The sequence below is a fragment of the Caballeronia sp. LP006 genome, from assembly GCF_031450995.1.
Classification (GTDB): Bacteria; Pseudomonadota; Gammaproteobacteria; order Burkholderiales; family Burkholderiaceae; genus Caballeronia.
The window spans coordinates 2419678-2436431 of record NZ_JARTVW010000005.1 but is presented as its reverse complement, the minus strand read 5'-3'; the positions used below and the strand labels follow the sequence as shown (position 1 = coordinate 2436431).

The following is a 16754-nucleotide window of genomic DNA, read 5'->3' as shown; positions in this document are numbered from 1 at the left end:
CAGTACTCCCCGATTATCGTGTCGACCGTTCAAGCCGAGAAAGAGAAGCGCATTCAAGGGGAGGGCAGAAAGCTGCAAAGGCGCGCGGGCAAAAGATAACTTCGAAGCGTGTCCAGCCGACGATACGCAGTCAATTCGGCAGGGTCAAGACATTTCGGGCGGCTGCTTCGCGGCTATTGGCCGGGGCAAAAAGTCGATAGCGGCTTGTCCCGCGCTTTCGGCGATGAGACAAGACGAGCCGCGCGTGATCGCTGCCGCACTGCCCGGGCATACTCGAGTTGCCGCTGTGCTTGATCCGCAAACTCACGTCATACAAGTCTTTCGCAAACGACGTCAGCGCCATATGTATATCGAAGCCGCGACACCGGAAGATGCGGAACATGACGCGCTTTCGGTCGGGTGAGTTCGCGCGCTTTTTGGCGGGGTGCGCGATGCAGGTCGCGCGATGATAGACAGATAAGATCATTGAGGCCGGTACTGAAACTTTCGCTGTACAAAATCACTAAAGCGCGTAGGATGGGCTTGGCCGATTGAGTCGCGACTTTGTGTGAAAACCGCATACGTTGCTCTCACGGTGGGCCCTGACGGGATCGGCCTATTATCGGAGACCGTGCAATGCGGTCAGTCGTTGCGGTCAGTTGCATAGACGTCGCCGACATCGCGAACAGCGCCGATATTGCTCCACGCTCCATCATTGATATGCCGCCCACGGCGGCGCGAGGTCATCCCATGACAGTTGAATTCCGCCTATATCGCGGCCTTGAAATTTATCCGCTCGTTTTCTCGCATAGGCCCGCAGATTCCGGTCATGGTCATAACTACGACGAGGGATTCGACGCCGCCGTGCGCATCCAGGAACCGCAAGTCGAGACTGGCGTGGCGCGCAGTCGTGTTTTTAGGCTTAGCATGGACGAGCCTTTTCAAAGCGCGGGTGACGCACGCCGCGCATCGACTGCTTATGCGGAACAGATGATCGATCAATGTCCGCAAGACAGAACGTTCTTCGACTGAATGATCGATCGAGCAGATCGGGAGACGTCGCGCCTGCATGATTTTTCCGCAAGCCTGAATTTGCTTTAGCTAAGAGCTGTGATGCCAGGGCGCCTCACGGCAATCAACCAGGAGACGCCATGGAGATTACGCGAGCCCGCTTTCGCATCGACCCGACACCGCGCAGGGCCGACGGAGAATATATGGCGCATGCGCGAATCATCACCACCAACGCGGACGGCAGCGAATCCGATGTCCTGTCGAGCGGCGATCTCGCTGGCTTCGACTCGCGTGACGATGCAGTCGCCTTCGCTAAAAAGTGGGCGCAAGACTGGCTCGACGCTCGCTTCGGCTAGTGTCCGCATCGGGTCTATCGAAACCCCGTGATTCCGTCTGCGCAGGCCTTCGTGCCTCTGGCTAACGTCTCACATCGCCAAGCATGCTTGCAGCGGAGAAAGAATGGCCAGTTTCAATCAGGAAGACGCGACGAAAGACCTGCCTGAAAATCCCATCAGGACGATGCGGAAAGCGCGCGCCTCACGCGTGCGCAAGGGCAAGCCGGCGCTTGCCGTCGTTTCGGCGGATGCCTACGCCGAAGCCGCACAAGACGACACGCGGCAGCGTGAAATACGCGCGCTCATCCAGATGGGCAAGGACCAGGGCTTCGTCACGCATGCGCAGATCAACGACCATCTTCCCGGCGACTTCGCGCAGAAAGCCGCGCGCGAAGCCATTGCTCGAACCTTCAACGACATGGGCGTCGCGGTCTTTGAACAGGCACCCGACACCGAAACCCTGCTTCTGAACGACGCGACCGCCGTCGCCATGCTCGAGGACCACTCCGACGAGGATGTCGAAGTCGCCTTGTCGACGGTGGATTCCGAGTTCGGCCGCACGACCGATCCCGTGCGCATGTATATGCGCGAGATGGGCGCGAAGCAATTGCTGACGCGCGCGGCGGAGATCGAGATTGCGCGGCGTATCGAAGACAGTCTTCACGAGATGATCCAGGCAATTGCAGCGTGCCCCGCGACCATCTCGCTGATTCTTGCCAGCGCGGCGCAGGTCGAGGCGGGCACGCTGTCTATCGATGATTTCGTCGATGGCATCGACGACAAGGACGATGTGGACGCAATGCCGTTCGCGCAGGCGCCCAATGCGCCCAATGCGCCCAATGAGTCCAGTGAGTCCAACGCACCGAGCGATGCCGACGAAGAAACCAGTCTCGAAGATTCCGACCGCGCCGAGCAGGAAAGGCTGAGTCGGCTCACGAGCGACAGCCTGGCCATCTTTGCACGTGTCGAAGAATCCTTCGACCGCATGACTGTCGATGCAATCCAAAGCCCGCTTGCAGATACGAGCATCCGCACCGAACTCGCGCGCATTCGTTTTACCAATCGGACCGTGGATCGTCTTTGTGCCGACATGCAGCAGCGAGTCGCGCAAGTTCGCATGGTCGAGCGGCGCATTTCGTCCATTGCGATCGATTATTGCGGCATGCCGCGCGAGCAATTCGTGGCGTCGTTTCCCGGTCATGAAACCGATCTCGAGTGGACCGCCAATACGGCTGCGGCAGCGAACTCGCATGAGTACGGCGCGTCGCTCTACCGCAGTCTTCCGGCCATCCAAACCGAGCAGCACAAGCTGATCGAGCTTGAATCGAGCGCCGCGATGCCGTTGCAAAGGCTCAAGCAAACCAGCCGTCAGATGCTCGCGGCCGAGTCGCGCATGAGACGCGCGAAGGCCGAGATGATCGAGGCCAATCTGCGCCTCGTCATTTCGATTGCCAAGAAATACGTGAACCGGGGCGTGCACTTTCTGGACTTGATTCAGGAAGGCAATATCGGTCTGATGAAAGCCGTCGACAAGTTCGAATATCGGCGTGGCTGGAAGTTTTCGACTTATGCGACGTGGTGGGTTCGGCAGTCGGTCACGCGCGCGCTCGCGGATCAGGCGCGCACCATTCGCGTTCCGGTGCACATGGTCGAAACCATCAACAGGCTCAATCGCATTTCACGCGAGATCATGCAGCAGACCGGACGGCCCGCGCAGCCTGCGGTGCTCGCCGAACGCATGGAGTTGCCGAAGGAGAGAATCAGCGGTATTCAGAAGATCGCGCTGCATCTCATCTCGCTGGAAACGCCTGCAAGCGATGACGCCGACGCCACGCTCGGCGACATGATCGAGGACACGAACGCGCAATCGCCGCTCGATGCCGCCGTGCACGCGGACATGCGCGCCGCCATCGACGACGCGCTCAACGCGCTTTCGCCACGCGAGGCGCGCGTGCTGCGCATGCGCTTTGGAATAGACACGGTATCCGAGTTCACGCTGGGCGAACTGGGCTCGCATCTGGGCGTATCGCGCGAGCGCGTTCGCCAGATAGAAAGCCAGGCCATACGTAAGCTGATGCATCCCCGCCGCGCCGACAAGCTGCGCTCGTTTCTCGACCTCTGAAACGTCAGGGACATGTGTCGAGGCAAAGCGATTGGTTCAAGCCCCGCCAGCGACGTCGTGACTCTCGTCGCGGCAAAGACCCGAATCCGAACCGCGCGGACTGCGCCGCCCGAACCGTTGCGCGGCGATCAACTCCTCGGATGCGCGAGGAAGAAACGCAGCATCTCGGCGCTAGCGTCAGGTCCGGCCGGATCGGTGTAGGTTCCGCGCGTGCTGCCGCCTGACCATGCGTGCGGCGCGCCGTGAATGGTCCATAACTCCGCGATTTTCCCGTTGGCCGACTTCAAGCGCTGGACCGTGTATTTGCGTGCGCCGGCCATGCCGTCGTGCAGCTCGCGGTCGGAACCGCTTGCGGTGAAGTCGTCGACGAGCTTGCGGGCGTTGGCGTAATTCACCGTGGCGTCGGCATCGCCGTGAAAGACGATCAACGAGCACTGCGCTCCGCCTCCCGCGCGCTGGTTCGCGGCGTTGCCCTGACCGCCGCGCATTGCTGCGAGCGCGGACGGCAGATCGTGCGCGGCACCCACGGGAAGGCCGGAGTGCACGCCCGCCGCTGCATAGAGATCCGGATAGCGCTGCGCCATGATCGCCGCCATTGCGCCGCCGGCGGACAAGCCCGCGACGTAGACGCGTTTCGGGTCCACGCGATGACTCGCCATGACTTCACGCGTGATTCCCGCGATGATCGACGGTTCGCCGCCGTCGCGTTGCTGATCCGACGACTTGAACCAGTTCCAGCACTTCGACGGATTCGCGCTTTGCGGCTGAACTGGATAGACGACGATGCAGTCGTGCGCGTCGGCAAGCGCGTTCATTTGCGTGCCGGCCGCGAAGTCGTCGGCGTTTTGCGTACAGCCGTGCAGCATGACGATGAGCGGCAACGGCTCATCGCGATAACCGGCCGGCACATAGAGTTTGTAGTCGCGCTGACCGGCCGCGCCCGTGAAGCGCCGCGTGCTGAAGTGTCCGCGATCTTCGGCGTCCGGTGCAGAGGCGGGCGCTGGTTGCGGCGGTGCCTTGACGAAAGCATCCGATGCGTCAGACGCGTGCGTTGCGTGCGTGGCGCCGCGCATCGCGCGCTTGACGACTTCGACGGCGCCGCTGCTGTCGCTATTGCGAAAGCGTTCGAACGCCTCTTTCATGGAGTCGAGAAATCCTTCGTTCAGTTTCATCATGGTTTCCGTAGTCGTTTCCGGCCTGCATCGGCAGGTCAGCGGATTCGATCTGCAAGCGCCGCTTTCACAGCCGGCGATGCGTGCAGCGCACCGCGAACCAGTATCGATTCGATGGTGGCAAGGGCAAGTTCCGGGGAGACGTCGGCGGCAATGCTGGCAAGACCCAGTACCTGAATCTTGAGCCTTTCATTGGCCGCGCGCACCGCTTCCAGATCCTGCTTCGAGAAGTATTGAAGTCCCAGCACGAGGGCGCGCCGCGTCGCCGTTTCCTTGACGACCACGGAATGCACCGAGAGCTGATTGCGGATAGCCGTACGGATCAGATCCGTGCGGTTCGAATAGAAACCTTCTTCCACGAGCAGATCGATTTGGCCGAGATCCACCGGGCCAAGATTGATCGTGATTTTTTCCGTTTCGCCGCCTTTGGAACGTGCGGCATCCAAGATTTGCCTCGCCATGAGTTCGTTTCTTCCATCCTTTGACCATCCATATGGATGGTTATAGGCTGGTTTAGAGAGCACGTCAAGAAAAAACGATATGTGCTTTTTCGCCCGATTAGCGCGAATTAGTCAGACATTTCAGCGGTTTTGCGCGCGGGGTCGGCATTCGTTCTGGCCCGCTTCCTGCCCTATGTTTTCTCACGTTGCTTCACCGCGCCGACGAACGCCCCACGGGCCAAGGCTCCGGCTGAAATTGGCTGGCTTTGGCTGGATTAACCGGTTCGTACAACACTTGCGCTGCACACCCAGGATGCATTTGCGCCCCAACATGGCGCATTGGATGCACCGCGTGTGCGGCTGGCAAACCTGTGTCGCCAGAGGATGACGTGAATAATCGAGCATACGAAACCAGTCCAGCTCAGTGCTCGCTTTGGAATCGCAAGAAGCTGCGGGTGCGGCCGGATGCGCGGCGCGTGCTCGTCGCGTACGCGGAGCGGGCGCTCGGCATATCGCTCGTGTCGTTGTTCGAGCTGAAGGGATTTCCGACGCAGCTTGCCATCGATGCGACGTCGCTCAAGGGCATCGTCGAGGAGTGGCGGCCGCATTTGGTCTTCTTGGATACGCGCATCGGCGGCTGCGCCAACTATGCACTCGTGCGCGAAGTGCGCCGTCAGGACGACGACGCGGGCCGCCTGATCATCGCGATGAGCAGCTTTCTTCCCGAAGAGCCGCTCGGGCGTCTCAAGGAAGCGGGCTACGACGGGCATTGCCGCCGCCCGTGCCCCGTGTGGCAGATGACGGATCTGCTCGACGAATACTTCGCGTGCCACGCGGTGCGTTGAAGTCCGCACGCTGACGCTGCATCGCGCGCGCATAGCTCCGCGGGCCGAACACGGCATTGAGCGCGATCATCGCGATGAGGCTCGCCGCGAGCATGGCCCACGACATCGCGAAGCCGCCGCTTGCGTCGCGCACGATGCCGGCAATCACCGGCGCTGCCGCCGCGATCACGAAACCCACGCCCTGCACGAACGCGACGAGACGCGCGGCGAGTTCGGGGTCGTCGGCGTGATCGAGCGTCAATACGAGCGTGAGCGAAAACACGCCGCCGAGTCCCGCGCCGAGCAACGCCACGACCATAACGGGCAACGCGAGCGGCGCGTACAGCAGCAAGCCGAATCCCGCGAGTTGAGCGGCAAGGCCGGCTGCGATCCACGCGCGCCGGTCGCGAGCGCGTCCGAAGCGAGCGGCCGCCATCGGCAAGAGCAGCGCGGACGACGCCTGAAACACCGTGAGCAACGCGAGCAGCGTGCCGCTTTCGCGGACGCCCTGACCGAGCTGTTGATAGTACGCGGGCAACCACGCGACAAGACTCGTATAGCCGCCGTTGACGAGCCCGAAAAACACGCCGAGCGCCCACGCGCGACGATTCGAAAAGAGCGAAGGCTTAGAAGTCGTATCGCGTGTGACGGCGGGACAAGGCAAGACATCCGCGCGCATCAGAAGCAGCCACAACGCGAGCGCGATGAGCGCGGGTATCGCCCAGACAGCGAGACCTGTTTGCCAGCTTGCGAGCGCGGCCACGTTGGGCGTGATGCTCGCGCCCAGTCCGCCGCCCGCCATGATCGATGCGGAGTAGAGGCCCATCGCAAAGGGCAGGCGCGCGGCGAAGCGCGTTTTCATGACACCGGGCAGAAGCGCCTGAATGACCGCGACGCCCGTGCCCGCGACCGCCGCGCTTGCGATCAACGCCGCCGCTTCGCCCGCGAAAACACGCGCCGCGCACGCCGCGACGATCGCCACGAGCCCGATAGCCACGCCACGCGCATTGCCGATAGCCCGGGTCAGCGCGCTCGCCCCGAATGCGCAGACGCCCATGGCGACCACGGGCAGGCCGGTGAGCAGTGAAGCGCCACGAAACGACAAGCCGGTGGCGGGCAGGATCACGTTCATCAGCGGACTGATCGACGTGAGCAGCGGCCGCAGATTCAAACCGATTGCGACAATCACCGCCAGCCATACAAGGTTCGATGCGCGTGCTTTCATCGCGTGAAGTCCGCGGGAATGATCGTGCCGTTCGACATCACGAAGCGGCGAGCGGGGCGCATGGCGACGGCCTGCGCGACCGTTTCGGCATCGACGAGCACGAGGTCCGCGCGCATGCCCGCGGCAAGGCCATAATCCGCGAAGCCGCAACCGCGTGCCGCTTCGCTCGATACGCATGCGAAGGCCGCGGCGAGATCGTCGTCGCGGCGCAGGTCGAAACGCATCGCGATGAGCATCGCGCGTTCGAGCATGTCGGGCGAGCCGAAGGGCGTCCATGTATCGCGGATGCCGTCGTTGCCGCCGAAGAGCGTCACGCCCGCCGCGCGCGCCTCGCGAAACGGCGGAACGGCCACGGAGGCGGGCGCCGTGGTGAGCAGCGCCACATTCAGGCGCGCGATGCGTTCGAGCAACGCGTGGCGCCGCGCATCGGGCAACTGGCCCAGACAAAACGCGTGACTCACCACGACGCGCCCCTCGAAGCCAAGCGCCTTTACGCGATCGAGCAGCAGATCGAAGGTGAAGGCGCCGAGATCGCCGGGTTCGTGCAGGTGAATGTCGATCGGCTTGTCGTGCTTCGTGGCGAGCGCGAAGGTGATGTCGAGCGAGAGAGCGGGATCGCCGTCGATGGCTGCTGGGTCGAGCGCGCCGAGCACGTCCGCGCCGCTTCGCAATGCGGTATCGAGCAGCTCGCGCGTGCCCGCGCGCGTCGTCACACCGGATTGCGGGAACGCGACGATCTGCATGTCGAGCACATCGGCGAGCGCGGCGCGCGTGGCGGCGACCCCTTCCAGATGACGCAGGCCGGCGTCGGTATCGATATCGACGTGGGTGCGAATGCGCGTCGTGCCCTGACGCAGAAATGCCAGCGCGAGCGCGCGCGACGCTTCGGCCGCATCGTGACCGCTCTCGGCGCGCCAGCGCCGCTCGTTCTCGATGCGATCGACAAGAAGCGGCCCCACCGCATTGCGATACCACGGCATGCCCCACGTGGTCTTGTCGAGATGCGTGTGGCCTTCGACGAAGCCAGGCAGCAGCAACATGCCCGCGCCGTCGACGACCGTATCCCGCGCGGCAGGCGTCTTTTCGCCATGCGGCGCGATGGAGTCGATGGTGCGCGCGCGCACGCAGACGTCCACGGAATCGCCGCCGAACGCCCGTGCGCCGATAATCCAGATTGCCGGTTCCATACCCGATAGCCTCCTGTTTGGTTGACCATATTAGCAAATATTGGTCAACCAAAATCGCGGCATCGCTGATAACCCGTATTTGCCGGGCACTCGCTACAATGCGGATCAACAACAAGCACCGCACGCATTCATGGCATCGCAAAAGGACATTTCACCGGAAGAGCGCGTCTACGGCGCGGTCGCTTCCGCGCTCTTGCAGGGCAAGCTCGCGCCGGGCGCGCAACTCGTCGAGCGCGAACTCGCGGCGGCGTTCGACTGCACGCGCGGCGCCGTTCGCAAGGCGCTCGCGCGGCTTGGCGCGGAAGGCAAGCTTACGCTCGAAGTCAATCGCGGCGCGTTCGTGCCGTCGCCTTCCGTCGATGATATTCGCGAGGTCTATCGCGCGCGGCAAGTGGTGGAGGCGGGCATCGTGGCGAGCCTGTGCGGCGCGCTCAAGACGCCGCAAAAGCGTGCGTTGCGCGCGCATGTGAAGAGCGAGCAGCGTGCGCTCAAAACCGGCGTCGTGGAAGAATGCGTGCGGCTCGCGGGACAGTTCCATCTGCTGCTTGCGCAGCTTGCGGGCACGCCGGAAGTCGAGGCGTTTCTCGCGCGGCTCGTCGCCAGGACGGAGCTGTATAAAGCGTTGTTCGATCCGTCGAAGGTGTCGAATTGCGCATCCGACGAACACGGGCGTCTCGTCGATGCGCTCGAAGCCGGCGATCTGCACACCGCGCTTGCCGTCATGCGCGAGCATATCGATGAACTCGAGGCGCGCGTGCTGACCGAGGCGGGCGGCCAGCGTAGCAGCGATCTGGCGTCGCTTTTCGCGGGCGCATGAAAAAACGGGCCGCAAGAGGCGGCCCGTCGGTCAAGCTCGGAGACTTATCACTGCGAGAAGTTCATCGCGTTCGTCAGGTCGCCCATTGCGGGCGCGCCGTTCGCCTTCAACGCGGCATCGCGCGAAGCCAGACCCGGCAACGTCGGCAGCGAGAAACGCTTCGTGATGAAGCGCAGGATCGACGTCGTGTCGTACTGCGTGTGATCGACGAAACCCTTCTTCGCATACGGCGAGACGATGAGCGCCGGAATGCGCGTGCCCGGACCCCAGCGGTCACCCTTCGGCGGCGCGACGTGATCCCAGAAGCCGCCGTTTTCGTCGTACGTCACGACCACGACCATGTTCTTCCACTGCGGACTGTTCTGCAGATGCGTGATCAAGTCGGCAATGTGTTGATCGCCCGAGGCCACGTCCGTATAACCCGCGTGCTCGTTCAGGTTGCCCTGCGGCTTGTAGAACGAGACTTGCGGCAAGGTGCCCGCGTCGATCGCCTTGATGAACTCCGTTCCGTTCGTGCCGCCGTCGAGCAAATGCTGCGCGCGGTTGGTCGAACCCGGCGCGAGATCGGCGAAGTAGTTGAACGGCTGATGGTGCGTCTGGAAGTTCGGCACCGAATTCACCGAGCCGCCGATCACCGAACGGCTCGCCAGCGCCGCGCCCCACGAACCGCCATACCATGCCCAGCTGATGCCCGCGTTGTTCAGCAGGTCGCCGATATGCTGCTGCGTCTGCGGCGGCAGCGTCGTCGCGGCGTTCGGGTCGGCAAGCGTCGGATCGCCACCCGTCGGCGGCGTGTTGCCGCTCGGCTGATACGGCGGCTGCATCGTGTTGATCGCGTAGAAGTCGGGCGTCAGGTTGCCCGAGTTGACGAACTTCGGAATGCCCGTGAGCGCCGAAGCCGGCGAGTTCGACGCCAGCGTGAGCGACACGCCATCCGCGTTCACCGCCGAGATCGACGCCTTCGCCACGCTCTTGTCGGCGTTCGGATAAACCGGCGTACACGCGCAAACCAGCCACTGGTGATTCAGGAACGAACCGCCGAACGCGCCCATGAAGAAGTTGTCGGCGAGCGTGTATTGCTGCGCGACTTTCCACAGCGGCAGCTTTTGCGGCGGCGTGCTGTAGTGACCCATCACCATGCCGCCCGAATCCGCCCATGCGGCGAACTTGTCGTTCTTGCCGCCGTCGATCTGCATCTGGTTTTCATAGAAGCGGTGATACAGGTCGCGCGTCGTGAGCGAGAGCGGCGTGTTGAAGCCCGCCGGATCGTCGATGGCGAAAGGCGCGTTCGGCAGATTCGCCGTCATCGCCTCGGTGACGGCAGGCGTCACGCCCGTTGCCGTCAGACCCGTCCAGATCTTCGGCAGGGTCGGCAGCACGCTGCCGTCGCGGTCGAGCTGCTGCGCGCTTGCCGCCGTCATGCTCTGCAAGCCGTTCGCGCCGGGGAAGCTGCCGTAGAGGTTATCGAAGCTGCGGTTTTCCGCGTAGATGACCACGACGTTTTTCACCGACGAGATGTCGTTGTCGTGGTGGTCGTCGCCGCCGCATGCGTATAAGCCGATTGCCAGCGCCGATGCGAGCGGCACTGCGCAAACGAGTTTCTTGTTCATCGAGGTCTCTCTTGTGTTGGGGAGCCGGCGCCGAATGCAGGCGACTTTGGCAAACGCCTTCAAGTGCCTTTTAGTGCCGGCGTGCGAAGTGTGACCACGATCAATTACGCGAACATGTAATAACGCTTTCGAATGCGTAAGGTTGGTGAAATAACCATCATGCGGTGCCCTCCGTATGACGGCGTCGGCGCTTGTCACATGAGAGACACATGAGCGTCATACCCTGCGGCATCTTTCAATTTCATGCGTCCGCAATCCATGCCTTCGATGCGTCTGCCGTTCGTTTTATGTTCCCTGTTGCTGGTCGCCTCATCCGTCGCGTTGAGCGGATGCGATTCCCACGCAGCCGATCTGGCAACGGCTCCGGCACAAGCCGCGCCATCGAAAGGGCAGTCGCGCGCGGAGGTTTTCGCGCAAGTGAAGGCAATGCAGACGGTCGGCGAGAAGCTCTTCATGGACCCGTCGCTGTCAGGCTCCGGCAAGCTCGCGTGTGCGTCCTGTCATAGTCCGAGTCATGCTTTCGGTCCGCCTAACGCGTTCTCCGTGCAGCTGGGCGGCAGCGATATGCATCGGCCTGGCTTTCGGGCGGTGCCGTCGCTCAAGTACTTGCAGTCCGTGCCGCAATTCGCCGAGCACTTCCACGATTCCGACGACGAAGGCGACGAAAGTGTCGATGCCGGCCCGACCGGCGGGCTGACGTGGGACGGCCGCGTGGACCATGGCGCGGACCAGGCGCGCATTCCGCTGCTGTCGTCGTTCGAGATGGGCAGCACGCCCGCGAAGGTCGCGGCGGCGGTCCGGGCGGCGCCTTATGCGGACGATGTCCGCCACGCGTTCGGTGCGAGCGTATTCGATAGCGACGACCGTCTGTTCGCCTCCGTGCTGAGTTCGCTGGAAGCGTTCGAGCAGACGCCGCAGAAGTTCTTCCCCTATACGAGCAAGTTCGACGCGTTCCTTGCCGGCCGCGCAAAGCTCAACGACGCCGAGATGCACGGCCTGCAGCTCTTCAACGACGAGAGCAAGGGCAATTGCGCGGCGTGTCATATCAGCCAGCGCGCGAAGGACGGCACACCGCCGCAGTTCAGCGACTTCGGCCTGATCGCCATCGGCGTGCCGCGCAATCGCGCATTGCCGATCAACAAGAATCCGAACTTTCACGATCTGGGCGCATGCGGACCCGAGCGCACCGATCTGAAGGGCCGCGACGAGTTCTGCGGACTCTTTCGCACGCCGTCGCTGCGCAACGTGGCGACGCGCAAGACCTTCTTCCACAACGGCATCTATCATTCGCTCGATGAAGTCGTGCGCTTCTATGTCGAGCGCGATACGAACCCGGAGAAGTTCTATCCGGTCTCGAAGAAGGGCGCGGTGCAAAAGTTCGACGATCTGCCGCGCAAGTACTGGGAGAACGTGAATACCGAGGCGCCGTTCGACCGCAAGCGCGGCGACAAGCCCGCACTCGACGAAGCCGAGATCAAGGACGTGGTCGCCTTCCTCGGCACGCTCACCGACGGCTACGATCCCGCCACCGACAAGAATTCGCAAAAGGGCACGGCGATCCAGGACATGAAGGCGGCATTGGACTAAAGCCCGCGATATAGCCCGCAAGGCGGCCGATCGCCTTGTGTCATGCTATCCTCGTTGCGGCCCTCAAAGGCCCGAGCGCGCGGTTTCGCCGCCGCTCGTCATACGCGCCTCGTCTACGGCGCCGTATCGAACGCATTGCAACGAGGAGAATCTATGCCGATCGAATATCGACCGCTGGCGCGCGCCTGCATCCGGACATTGACGGCCACCGTGCTCGTCGCCGCGAGCGCTTCGGCGTTTGCGGCCAATCTCGGTTTTCTGAACAACACGCCCATCACCTACATGAAGCAGCGCGACTTGCAGGCGCTCAACCGCGCCGCGCAGACCGCGCTCGAAACCAAGAAAGACGGCGAATCGCTAGACTGGGACAACAAGGATGCGGGCAATACCGTGCCGGTCCACGGCACCATCACGCCGCGCGAGACCTTCGAAGACGCGGGTCTCAAGTGCCGCAAGGTCGAGATCGTGGCCATTGCGAAGGGGCAGACGCAGACCTGGACGCCGTCTGCCTGCAAGCAGGCGAGCGGCAAGTGGCAACTCAAGAAGCAATGACGTGCGGGTTTGCATGTTGAACGGGGCCGTCGCGCGATGACCGCCCGTACCGTATCGTGCGGCGTGGTGATCCTCAACCCGCGGGGCGACGTGCTCCTGTGCCACGCGACCGAAACCACGCATTGGGACGTGCCGAAAGGACAGGGCGATCCCGGCGAGGCGCCTATCGACGCGGCCTTGCGCGAGTTGCGCGAGGAAACGGGCATCGTGCTGCCGGCCGCGCGTCTCAAAGACCTCGGACGCTTTGTGTATCGTCGCGACAAGGACTTGCATCTCTTCGCCGTGCGCGTGAGCAACGACGAAGTGAAGCTCGAAGACTGCGTGTGCGAGTCGTATTTTCCGCGCTACAGCGACGGCACCATGATTCCCGAGATGGACGGCTATCGCTGGGTCAGTCCCGCCGACGTGGACAGCTTCGCGAGCCGCAGCCTCGCGAAGCTCTTTCAAACCACGCTGTCATTGGCCGAACTGCACGACACACTCTGAATTCATTCGGCGAGATGGTCGGTCGGATTGGCGAACAGCGCTTTCATGTCCGTCGATAACGGAAACTGCAGATTGATGCCGTCCGGCGGTATGGGCTGCATGAACCAGGTGTCGTAGAGCTTCTTCGCTTCGCCCGAGCGCTGCATGCCGGCGATCACATCGTCGACGATGCGTTTGAACTCGGGATCGCCCTTGCGCATCATGCAGCCGTACGATTCATTGGAAAGCGATTCGCCCGTCACCATGTAGTCGCGGCGCGCCGCGCCTTCCTGCGCGATCTTGCCGTAGAGCAGCGGGTCGTCCATCACGAAGGCGACTGCGCGGTCGCTCTTGAGCGCCTGAAATGCCTCGGCATGATCGCGCGCACTGATGATACGCAGATTCAGCTTGCGCTCGATGCTCATCTCCCGCAGCAGCCGTTCGTCCGACGTGCCTGCCGTGGTGGAGACGGTCTTGCCCGCGAGATCGTCGTAATCGCGAATGCCCGATTTGCGCTTCACGACCATGCGAATGCCGTACAAAAAGAAACTGTTGGAAAACGCGACCAGCGGATCGCGCTCGGCCAGATGCGCGGTGCTGCCGCATTCCAGATCGACCTGATTGTTCACCACGTAGGAGATGCGGTTCGACGAGGTCACGACCACGTTCTTCACCGTGAGATTCGGCATGTTGAGCCGGCGCTTCACTTCATCGACGACTTTGAGCGCGATGTCGTAGGAGTAGCCGACCGGCTGCTGCTTGTTCAGATAAGAGAACGGCACCGACGATTCACGCGCGCCCAGGACGATCGCGCCGTTCTCGGCGATCTTGCGCAGCGTGGCCGAAGGCGGAAGCTGATCGACGGCGGCCTGCGCGGAAGCAAGCTCTTTCGCCGTGGCGGCCCATGCCGGAGAGCAGAAAGACAGCGCGGCGGACGTCGCGATGCAAACGTTTCCGACAATGACCCGGAACACGCCCGCTCGCGGCGCGCTTGAGTACTGCTTCATGGATGTCCTCGCTGGAAGCGCGTGTTGCTGGCCCTCTGTTTGTCTTGTTCGCACCGCGGATGCGGGACCGGACGCCGCCTCTTGCGTGCGGCGCCCGTTACTCTGCAACTAAAATTGCGACGCTCAGGCAGGCTTGCCCCAGCTATCGCGCAAGCTGACGATACGGTTGAACACCGGCTTGCCCGGTTGCGAATCCAGACGGTCCGCGACGAAATAGCCGTGGCGCTCGAACTGGAAGCGGTCTTCGGCGCTGGCTTCGCGCGCGCTGGGTTCCAGGAACGCATTGACGATGCGCTTCGAATCCGGATTCAACGCATCCAGAAATTCCGCGCCACCCGCACCCGGTTGCGGCTCCTTGAACAGGCGGTCGTAGATCCGCACTTCGGCCGCGTAGGCCGTCGCGGCGCTAACCCAGTGGATCGTGCCCTTGACCTTGTACGCGTTCGCGCCGTCCGTACCCGACTTGCTGTCCGGGAAGTAGTTGCAATGCACGGCGATCACCTTGCCGTTCTCGTCCTTGTCCGCGCCCGTGCACTCCACCACGAAGCCGTACTTGAGCCGCACCTTGTTGCCGGGGAAAAGGCGGAAGTAGCCCTTCTGCGGCGATTCCTGAAAGTCTTCGCGTTCTATCCACAATTCGCGCGAGAACGGAAATTTGCGCGTGCCGCGGTCAGCATGATGCGGATGCACGGGCGCGCTGCATTCCTCGCTTTGTCCTTCCGGATAATTGTCGATGATGAGCTTGAGCGGATCGAGCACCGCGATTGCGCGCGGGGCTTTCTCGTCGAGATCGTCGCGCAGCGCGCCTTCGAGCACGCTCATGTCGATCCACGAATCGACCTTGGTCACGCCCACGCGCTCCACCATCAAGCGGATGCTTTCCGGCGTGAAGCCACGGCGGCGCACGCCCACGATGGTCGGCATGCGCGGGTCGTCCCAGCCGTCCACGTGATTCTCCTGCACGAGTTGCAGGAGCTTGCGCTTGCTCGTGATGGCGTACGTGAGATTCAGGCGCGAGAATTCGATCTGCTGCGGCAGCGGACGCGCGAACACGCCGTCGTCGGCGAGTTGCGCCAGGAACCAGTCGTAGAGTGGCCGGTGATCCTCGAACTCCAGCGTGCACAGCGAGTGCGTGATGTTTTCAAGCGCGTCCGACACGCAATGCGCGTAGTCGTACATCGGATAGATGCACCACTTGTCGCCCGTGCGGTAGTGGTGCGCGAAGCGGATGCGGTAGATGACCGGATCGCGCATGTTGAAGTTCGGCGCCGCCATGTCGATCTTCGCGCGCAGCACGTGCTCGCCTTCCTTGAACTCGCCCGCCTTCATGCGGCGGAAGAGGTCGAGGTTTTCATCGGGCGTGCGGTCGCGATACGGCGAGTTGATGCCCGCTTCGGTTGCCGAGCCGCGCGTGGCGCGCATTTCCTCGGCGGTCTGGCTATCGACGTAGGCCTGGCCTTTCTTGATGAGCAGCTCGGCGCATTCGTACAGCTTGTCGTAGTAGTCGCTCGCGAAATACTTGTGTTCGCGGCCGTCCTTGTTCCACTCGAAGCCGAGCCACTCGACCGCGTCGATGATCGAATCCACGTACTCGACGCTTTCCTTCTCGGGGTTCGTGTCGTCGAAACGCAGATGGCAGACACCGCCGTAATCCGCGGCCAGCCCGAAGTTCACGCAGATGCTTTTCGCGTGACCGATATGCAGATAACCGTTCGGCTCGGGTGGGAAGCGGGTCTCGACACGCTGCGACCACTTACCTGAACGGTTGTCGTCTTCGATGATGTTGCGAATGAAATTGGATGGCGCCGGGGCGTCGTTGCGATCGGTGTTCATGCGAAAAGAAGTGCCAACGGATGCGCTCGCGTGTGATCGGTTCGGGAAACGTTCCTCGCGGCTCGGAACGCGTTCGAATGCTAGGTATATCGGGATGATTCTACCTTACGCAACCCGCGCGGGCAGGCGCTCGCGGGTTTCGCCGATGCCGCCTTTCCATGCGCTGCGGATCGGCCTGCATATTCCGGCTCCCGCGTTACACCTTTGAAGCACTTATTCGGTCACCGTAACGAGGGTAACGGAAGGTAAATCGCGTTGTGGGCGGGGCGCGCGGGCTTTTATGATCGGCTCGCCGGTCGGGTTGCAAGCCGGCAAGCGGTGCGACTACAAGACATCACAACGACAACACAACGAGAACACAGGGAATTCGACCATGAACAAGATCATCAAGCTCGCGGCGGTGGCCGCGCTCGTGACGAGCCTCACAGCCTGCGCGGGCGTGTCGCGTCAGCAGGCTCACGCGGCCATCGGCGCGGGCGCGGGTGGGGCGCTCGGCTACGTGCTCACGGGCGGGCCGCTCGGGACCATCGCCGGGGCGGCGGCGGGCGGGCTGATCGGCGCGGGAACGCGTTGATACCGGCGTATCGC

At 62.7% G+C, this 16754-nt stretch carries 17 protein-coding genes; 9 read left to right on the top strand and 8 right to left on the bottom strand.

Annotation, left to right across the window (positions count from 1 at the left end; all coding sequences use genetic code 11):
- Positions 1-130: 130 nt before the first annotated feature.
- Positions 131-382: a hypothetical protein gene (locus P9250_RS27935; RefSeq protein WP_310396305.1), complete on the bottom strand. Its 252-nt coding sequence runs from the start codon at positions 380-382 to the stop codon at positions 131-133.
- Positions 383-729: 347 nt separating this feature from the next.
- Here P9250_RS27935 and P9250_RS27930 point away from each other — a divergent pair, with 347 nt between their 5' ends.
- From P9250_RS27930 to rpoD, 3 genes are all read left to right on the top strand, one after another.
- Positions 730-1011: a hypothetical protein gene (locus P9250_RS27930; RefSeq protein ID WP_244825717.1), complete on the top strand. Its 282-nt coding sequence runs from the start codon at positions 730-732 to the stop codon at positions 1009-1011.
- 119 nt (positions 1012-1130) lie between these two features.
- A complete protein-coding gene (locus P9250_RS27925) occupies positions 1131-1346 on the top strand; it encodes a hypothetical protein (RefSeq protein WP_244825715.1) in 216 nt (71 codons plus the stop codon).
- A gap of 103 nt (positions 1347-1449) precedes the next feature.
- Positions 1450-3447, top strand: coding sequence for an RNA polymerase sigma factor RpoD (gene rpoD / locus P9250_RS27920; RefSeq protein WP_310396303.1), 1998 nt, complete (start codon positions 1450-1452; stop codon positions 3445-3447).
- 128 nt (positions 3448-3575) lie between these two features.
- Here the strand turns inward: rpoD and P9250_RS27915 are convergent, their stop codons facing one another.
- Positions 3576-4619: a PHB depolymerase family esterase gene (locus P9250_RS27915; RefSeq protein WP_250526102.1), complete on the bottom strand. Its 1044-nt coding sequence runs from the start codon at positions 4617-4619 to the stop codon at positions 3576-3578.
- 38 nt (positions 4620-4657) lie between these two features.
- On the bottom strand, positions 4658-5080 hold the full coding sequence (locus P9250_RS27910; protein WP_310396301.1) for a CopG family transcriptional regulator: 423 nt from the start codon (positions 5078-5080) through the stop codon (positions 4658-4660).
- A gap of 368 nt (positions 5081-5448) precedes the next feature.
- Here P9250_RS27910 and P9250_RS27905 point away from each other — a divergent pair, with 368 nt between their 5' ends.
- Complete coding sequence (locus P9250_RS27905) at positions 5449-5904, top strand: hypothetical protein (protein ID WP_244825711.1); 456 nt, start codon at positions 5449-5451, stop codon at positions 5902-5904.
- On the opposite strand, the gene P9250_RS27900 is transcribed toward P9250_RS27905, so the two are convergent.
- Both P9250_RS27900 and P9250_RS27895 read right to left on the bottom strand, forming a co-directional pair.
- Positions 5804-7108 carry a cyanate transporter gene (locus P9250_RS27900; protein WP_310396299.1) on the bottom strand — a complete coding sequence of 435 codons (1305 nt, stop codon included), beginning with the start codon at positions 7106-7108 and terminating at the stop codon, positions 5804-5806. The two genes, P9250_RS27905 and P9250_RS27900, sit on opposite strands and share 101 nt — an antisense overlap.
- Positions 7105-8295, bottom strand: coding sequence for an amidohydrolase family protein (locus P9250_RS27895; RefSeq protein WP_310396297.1), 1191 nt, complete (start codon positions 8293-8295; stop codon positions 7105-7107). The genes P9250_RS27900 and P9250_RS27895 overlap by 4 nt, the downstream gene beginning before the upstream one ends.
- 130 nt (positions 8296-8425) lie before the next feature.
- Between P9250_RS27895 and P9250_RS27890 the strand changes: the two genes are divergently transcribed.
- On the top strand, positions 8426-9112 hold the full coding sequence (locus P9250_RS27890; RefSeq protein WP_250492607.1) for a GntR family transcriptional regulator: 687 nt from the start codon (positions 8426-8428) through the stop codon (positions 9110-9112).
- Between the two features lie 47 nt (positions 9113-9159).
- Here P9250_RS27890 and P9250_RS27885 read toward each other — a convergent pair whose 3' ends face one another.
- The gene (locus tag P9250_RS27885; RefSeq protein ID WP_310396295.1) at positions 9160-10722 is read right to left on the bottom strand and encodes an acid phosphatase; all 1563 of its coding nucleotides are present in this window, start codon (positions 10720-10722) and stop codon (positions 9160-9162) included.
- A 243-nt stretch (positions 10723-10965) separates the two neighbouring features.
- On the opposite strand from P9250_RS27885, the gene P9250_RS27880 reads away from it, so the two are divergent.
- The 3 genes from P9250_RS27880 (at position 10966) to P9250_RS27870 (ending at position 13347) form a co-directional block, all read left to right on the top strand.
- Positions 10966-12309, top strand: a complete 1344-nt coding sequence (locus P9250_RS27880; RefSeq protein ID WP_310396293.1) for a cytochrome c peroxidase — start codon at positions 10966-10968, stop codon at positions 12307-12309.
- 153 nt (positions 12310-12462) lie between these two features.
- Entirely contained in the window at positions 12463-12861 is a 399-nt protein-coding gene (locus P9250_RS27875; protein WP_244825701.1) for an RT0821/Lpp0805 family surface protein, read from the top strand.
- A gap of 36 nt (positions 12862-12897) precedes the next feature.
- Positions 12898-13347, top strand: coding sequence for an NUDIX hydrolase (locus P9250_RS27870; RefSeq protein ID WP_250526034.1), 450 nt, complete (start codon positions 12898-12900; stop codon positions 13345-13347).
- A gap of 2 nt (positions 13348-13349) precedes the next feature.
- On the opposite strand, the gene P9250_RS27865 is transcribed toward P9250_RS27870, so the two are convergent.
- A complete protein-coding gene (locus P9250_RS27865; RefSeq protein ID WP_310396291.1) occupies positions 13350-14333 on the bottom strand; it encodes a transporter substrate-binding domain-containing protein in 984 nt (327 codons plus the stop codon).
- Between the two features lie 123 nt (positions 14334-14456).
- The gene (locus P9250_RS27860) at positions 14457-16166 is read right to left on the bottom strand and encodes a glutamine--tRNA ligase/YqeY domain fusion protein (protein ID WP_310396289.1); all 1710 of its coding nucleotides are present in this window, start codon (positions 16164-16166) and stop codon (positions 14457-14459) included.
- A gap of 373 nt (positions 16167-16539) precedes the next feature.
- Between P9250_RS27860 and P9250_RS27855 the strand changes: the two genes are divergently transcribed.
- Positions 16540-16740 carry an ornithine carbamoyltransferase gene (locus P9250_RS27855; RefSeq protein ID WP_244825697.1) on the top strand — a complete coding sequence of 67 codons (201 nt, stop codon included), beginning with the start codon at positions 16540-16542 and terminating at the stop codon, positions 16738-16740.
- The last annotated feature ends 14 nt before the right edge of the window (positions 16741-16754 follow it).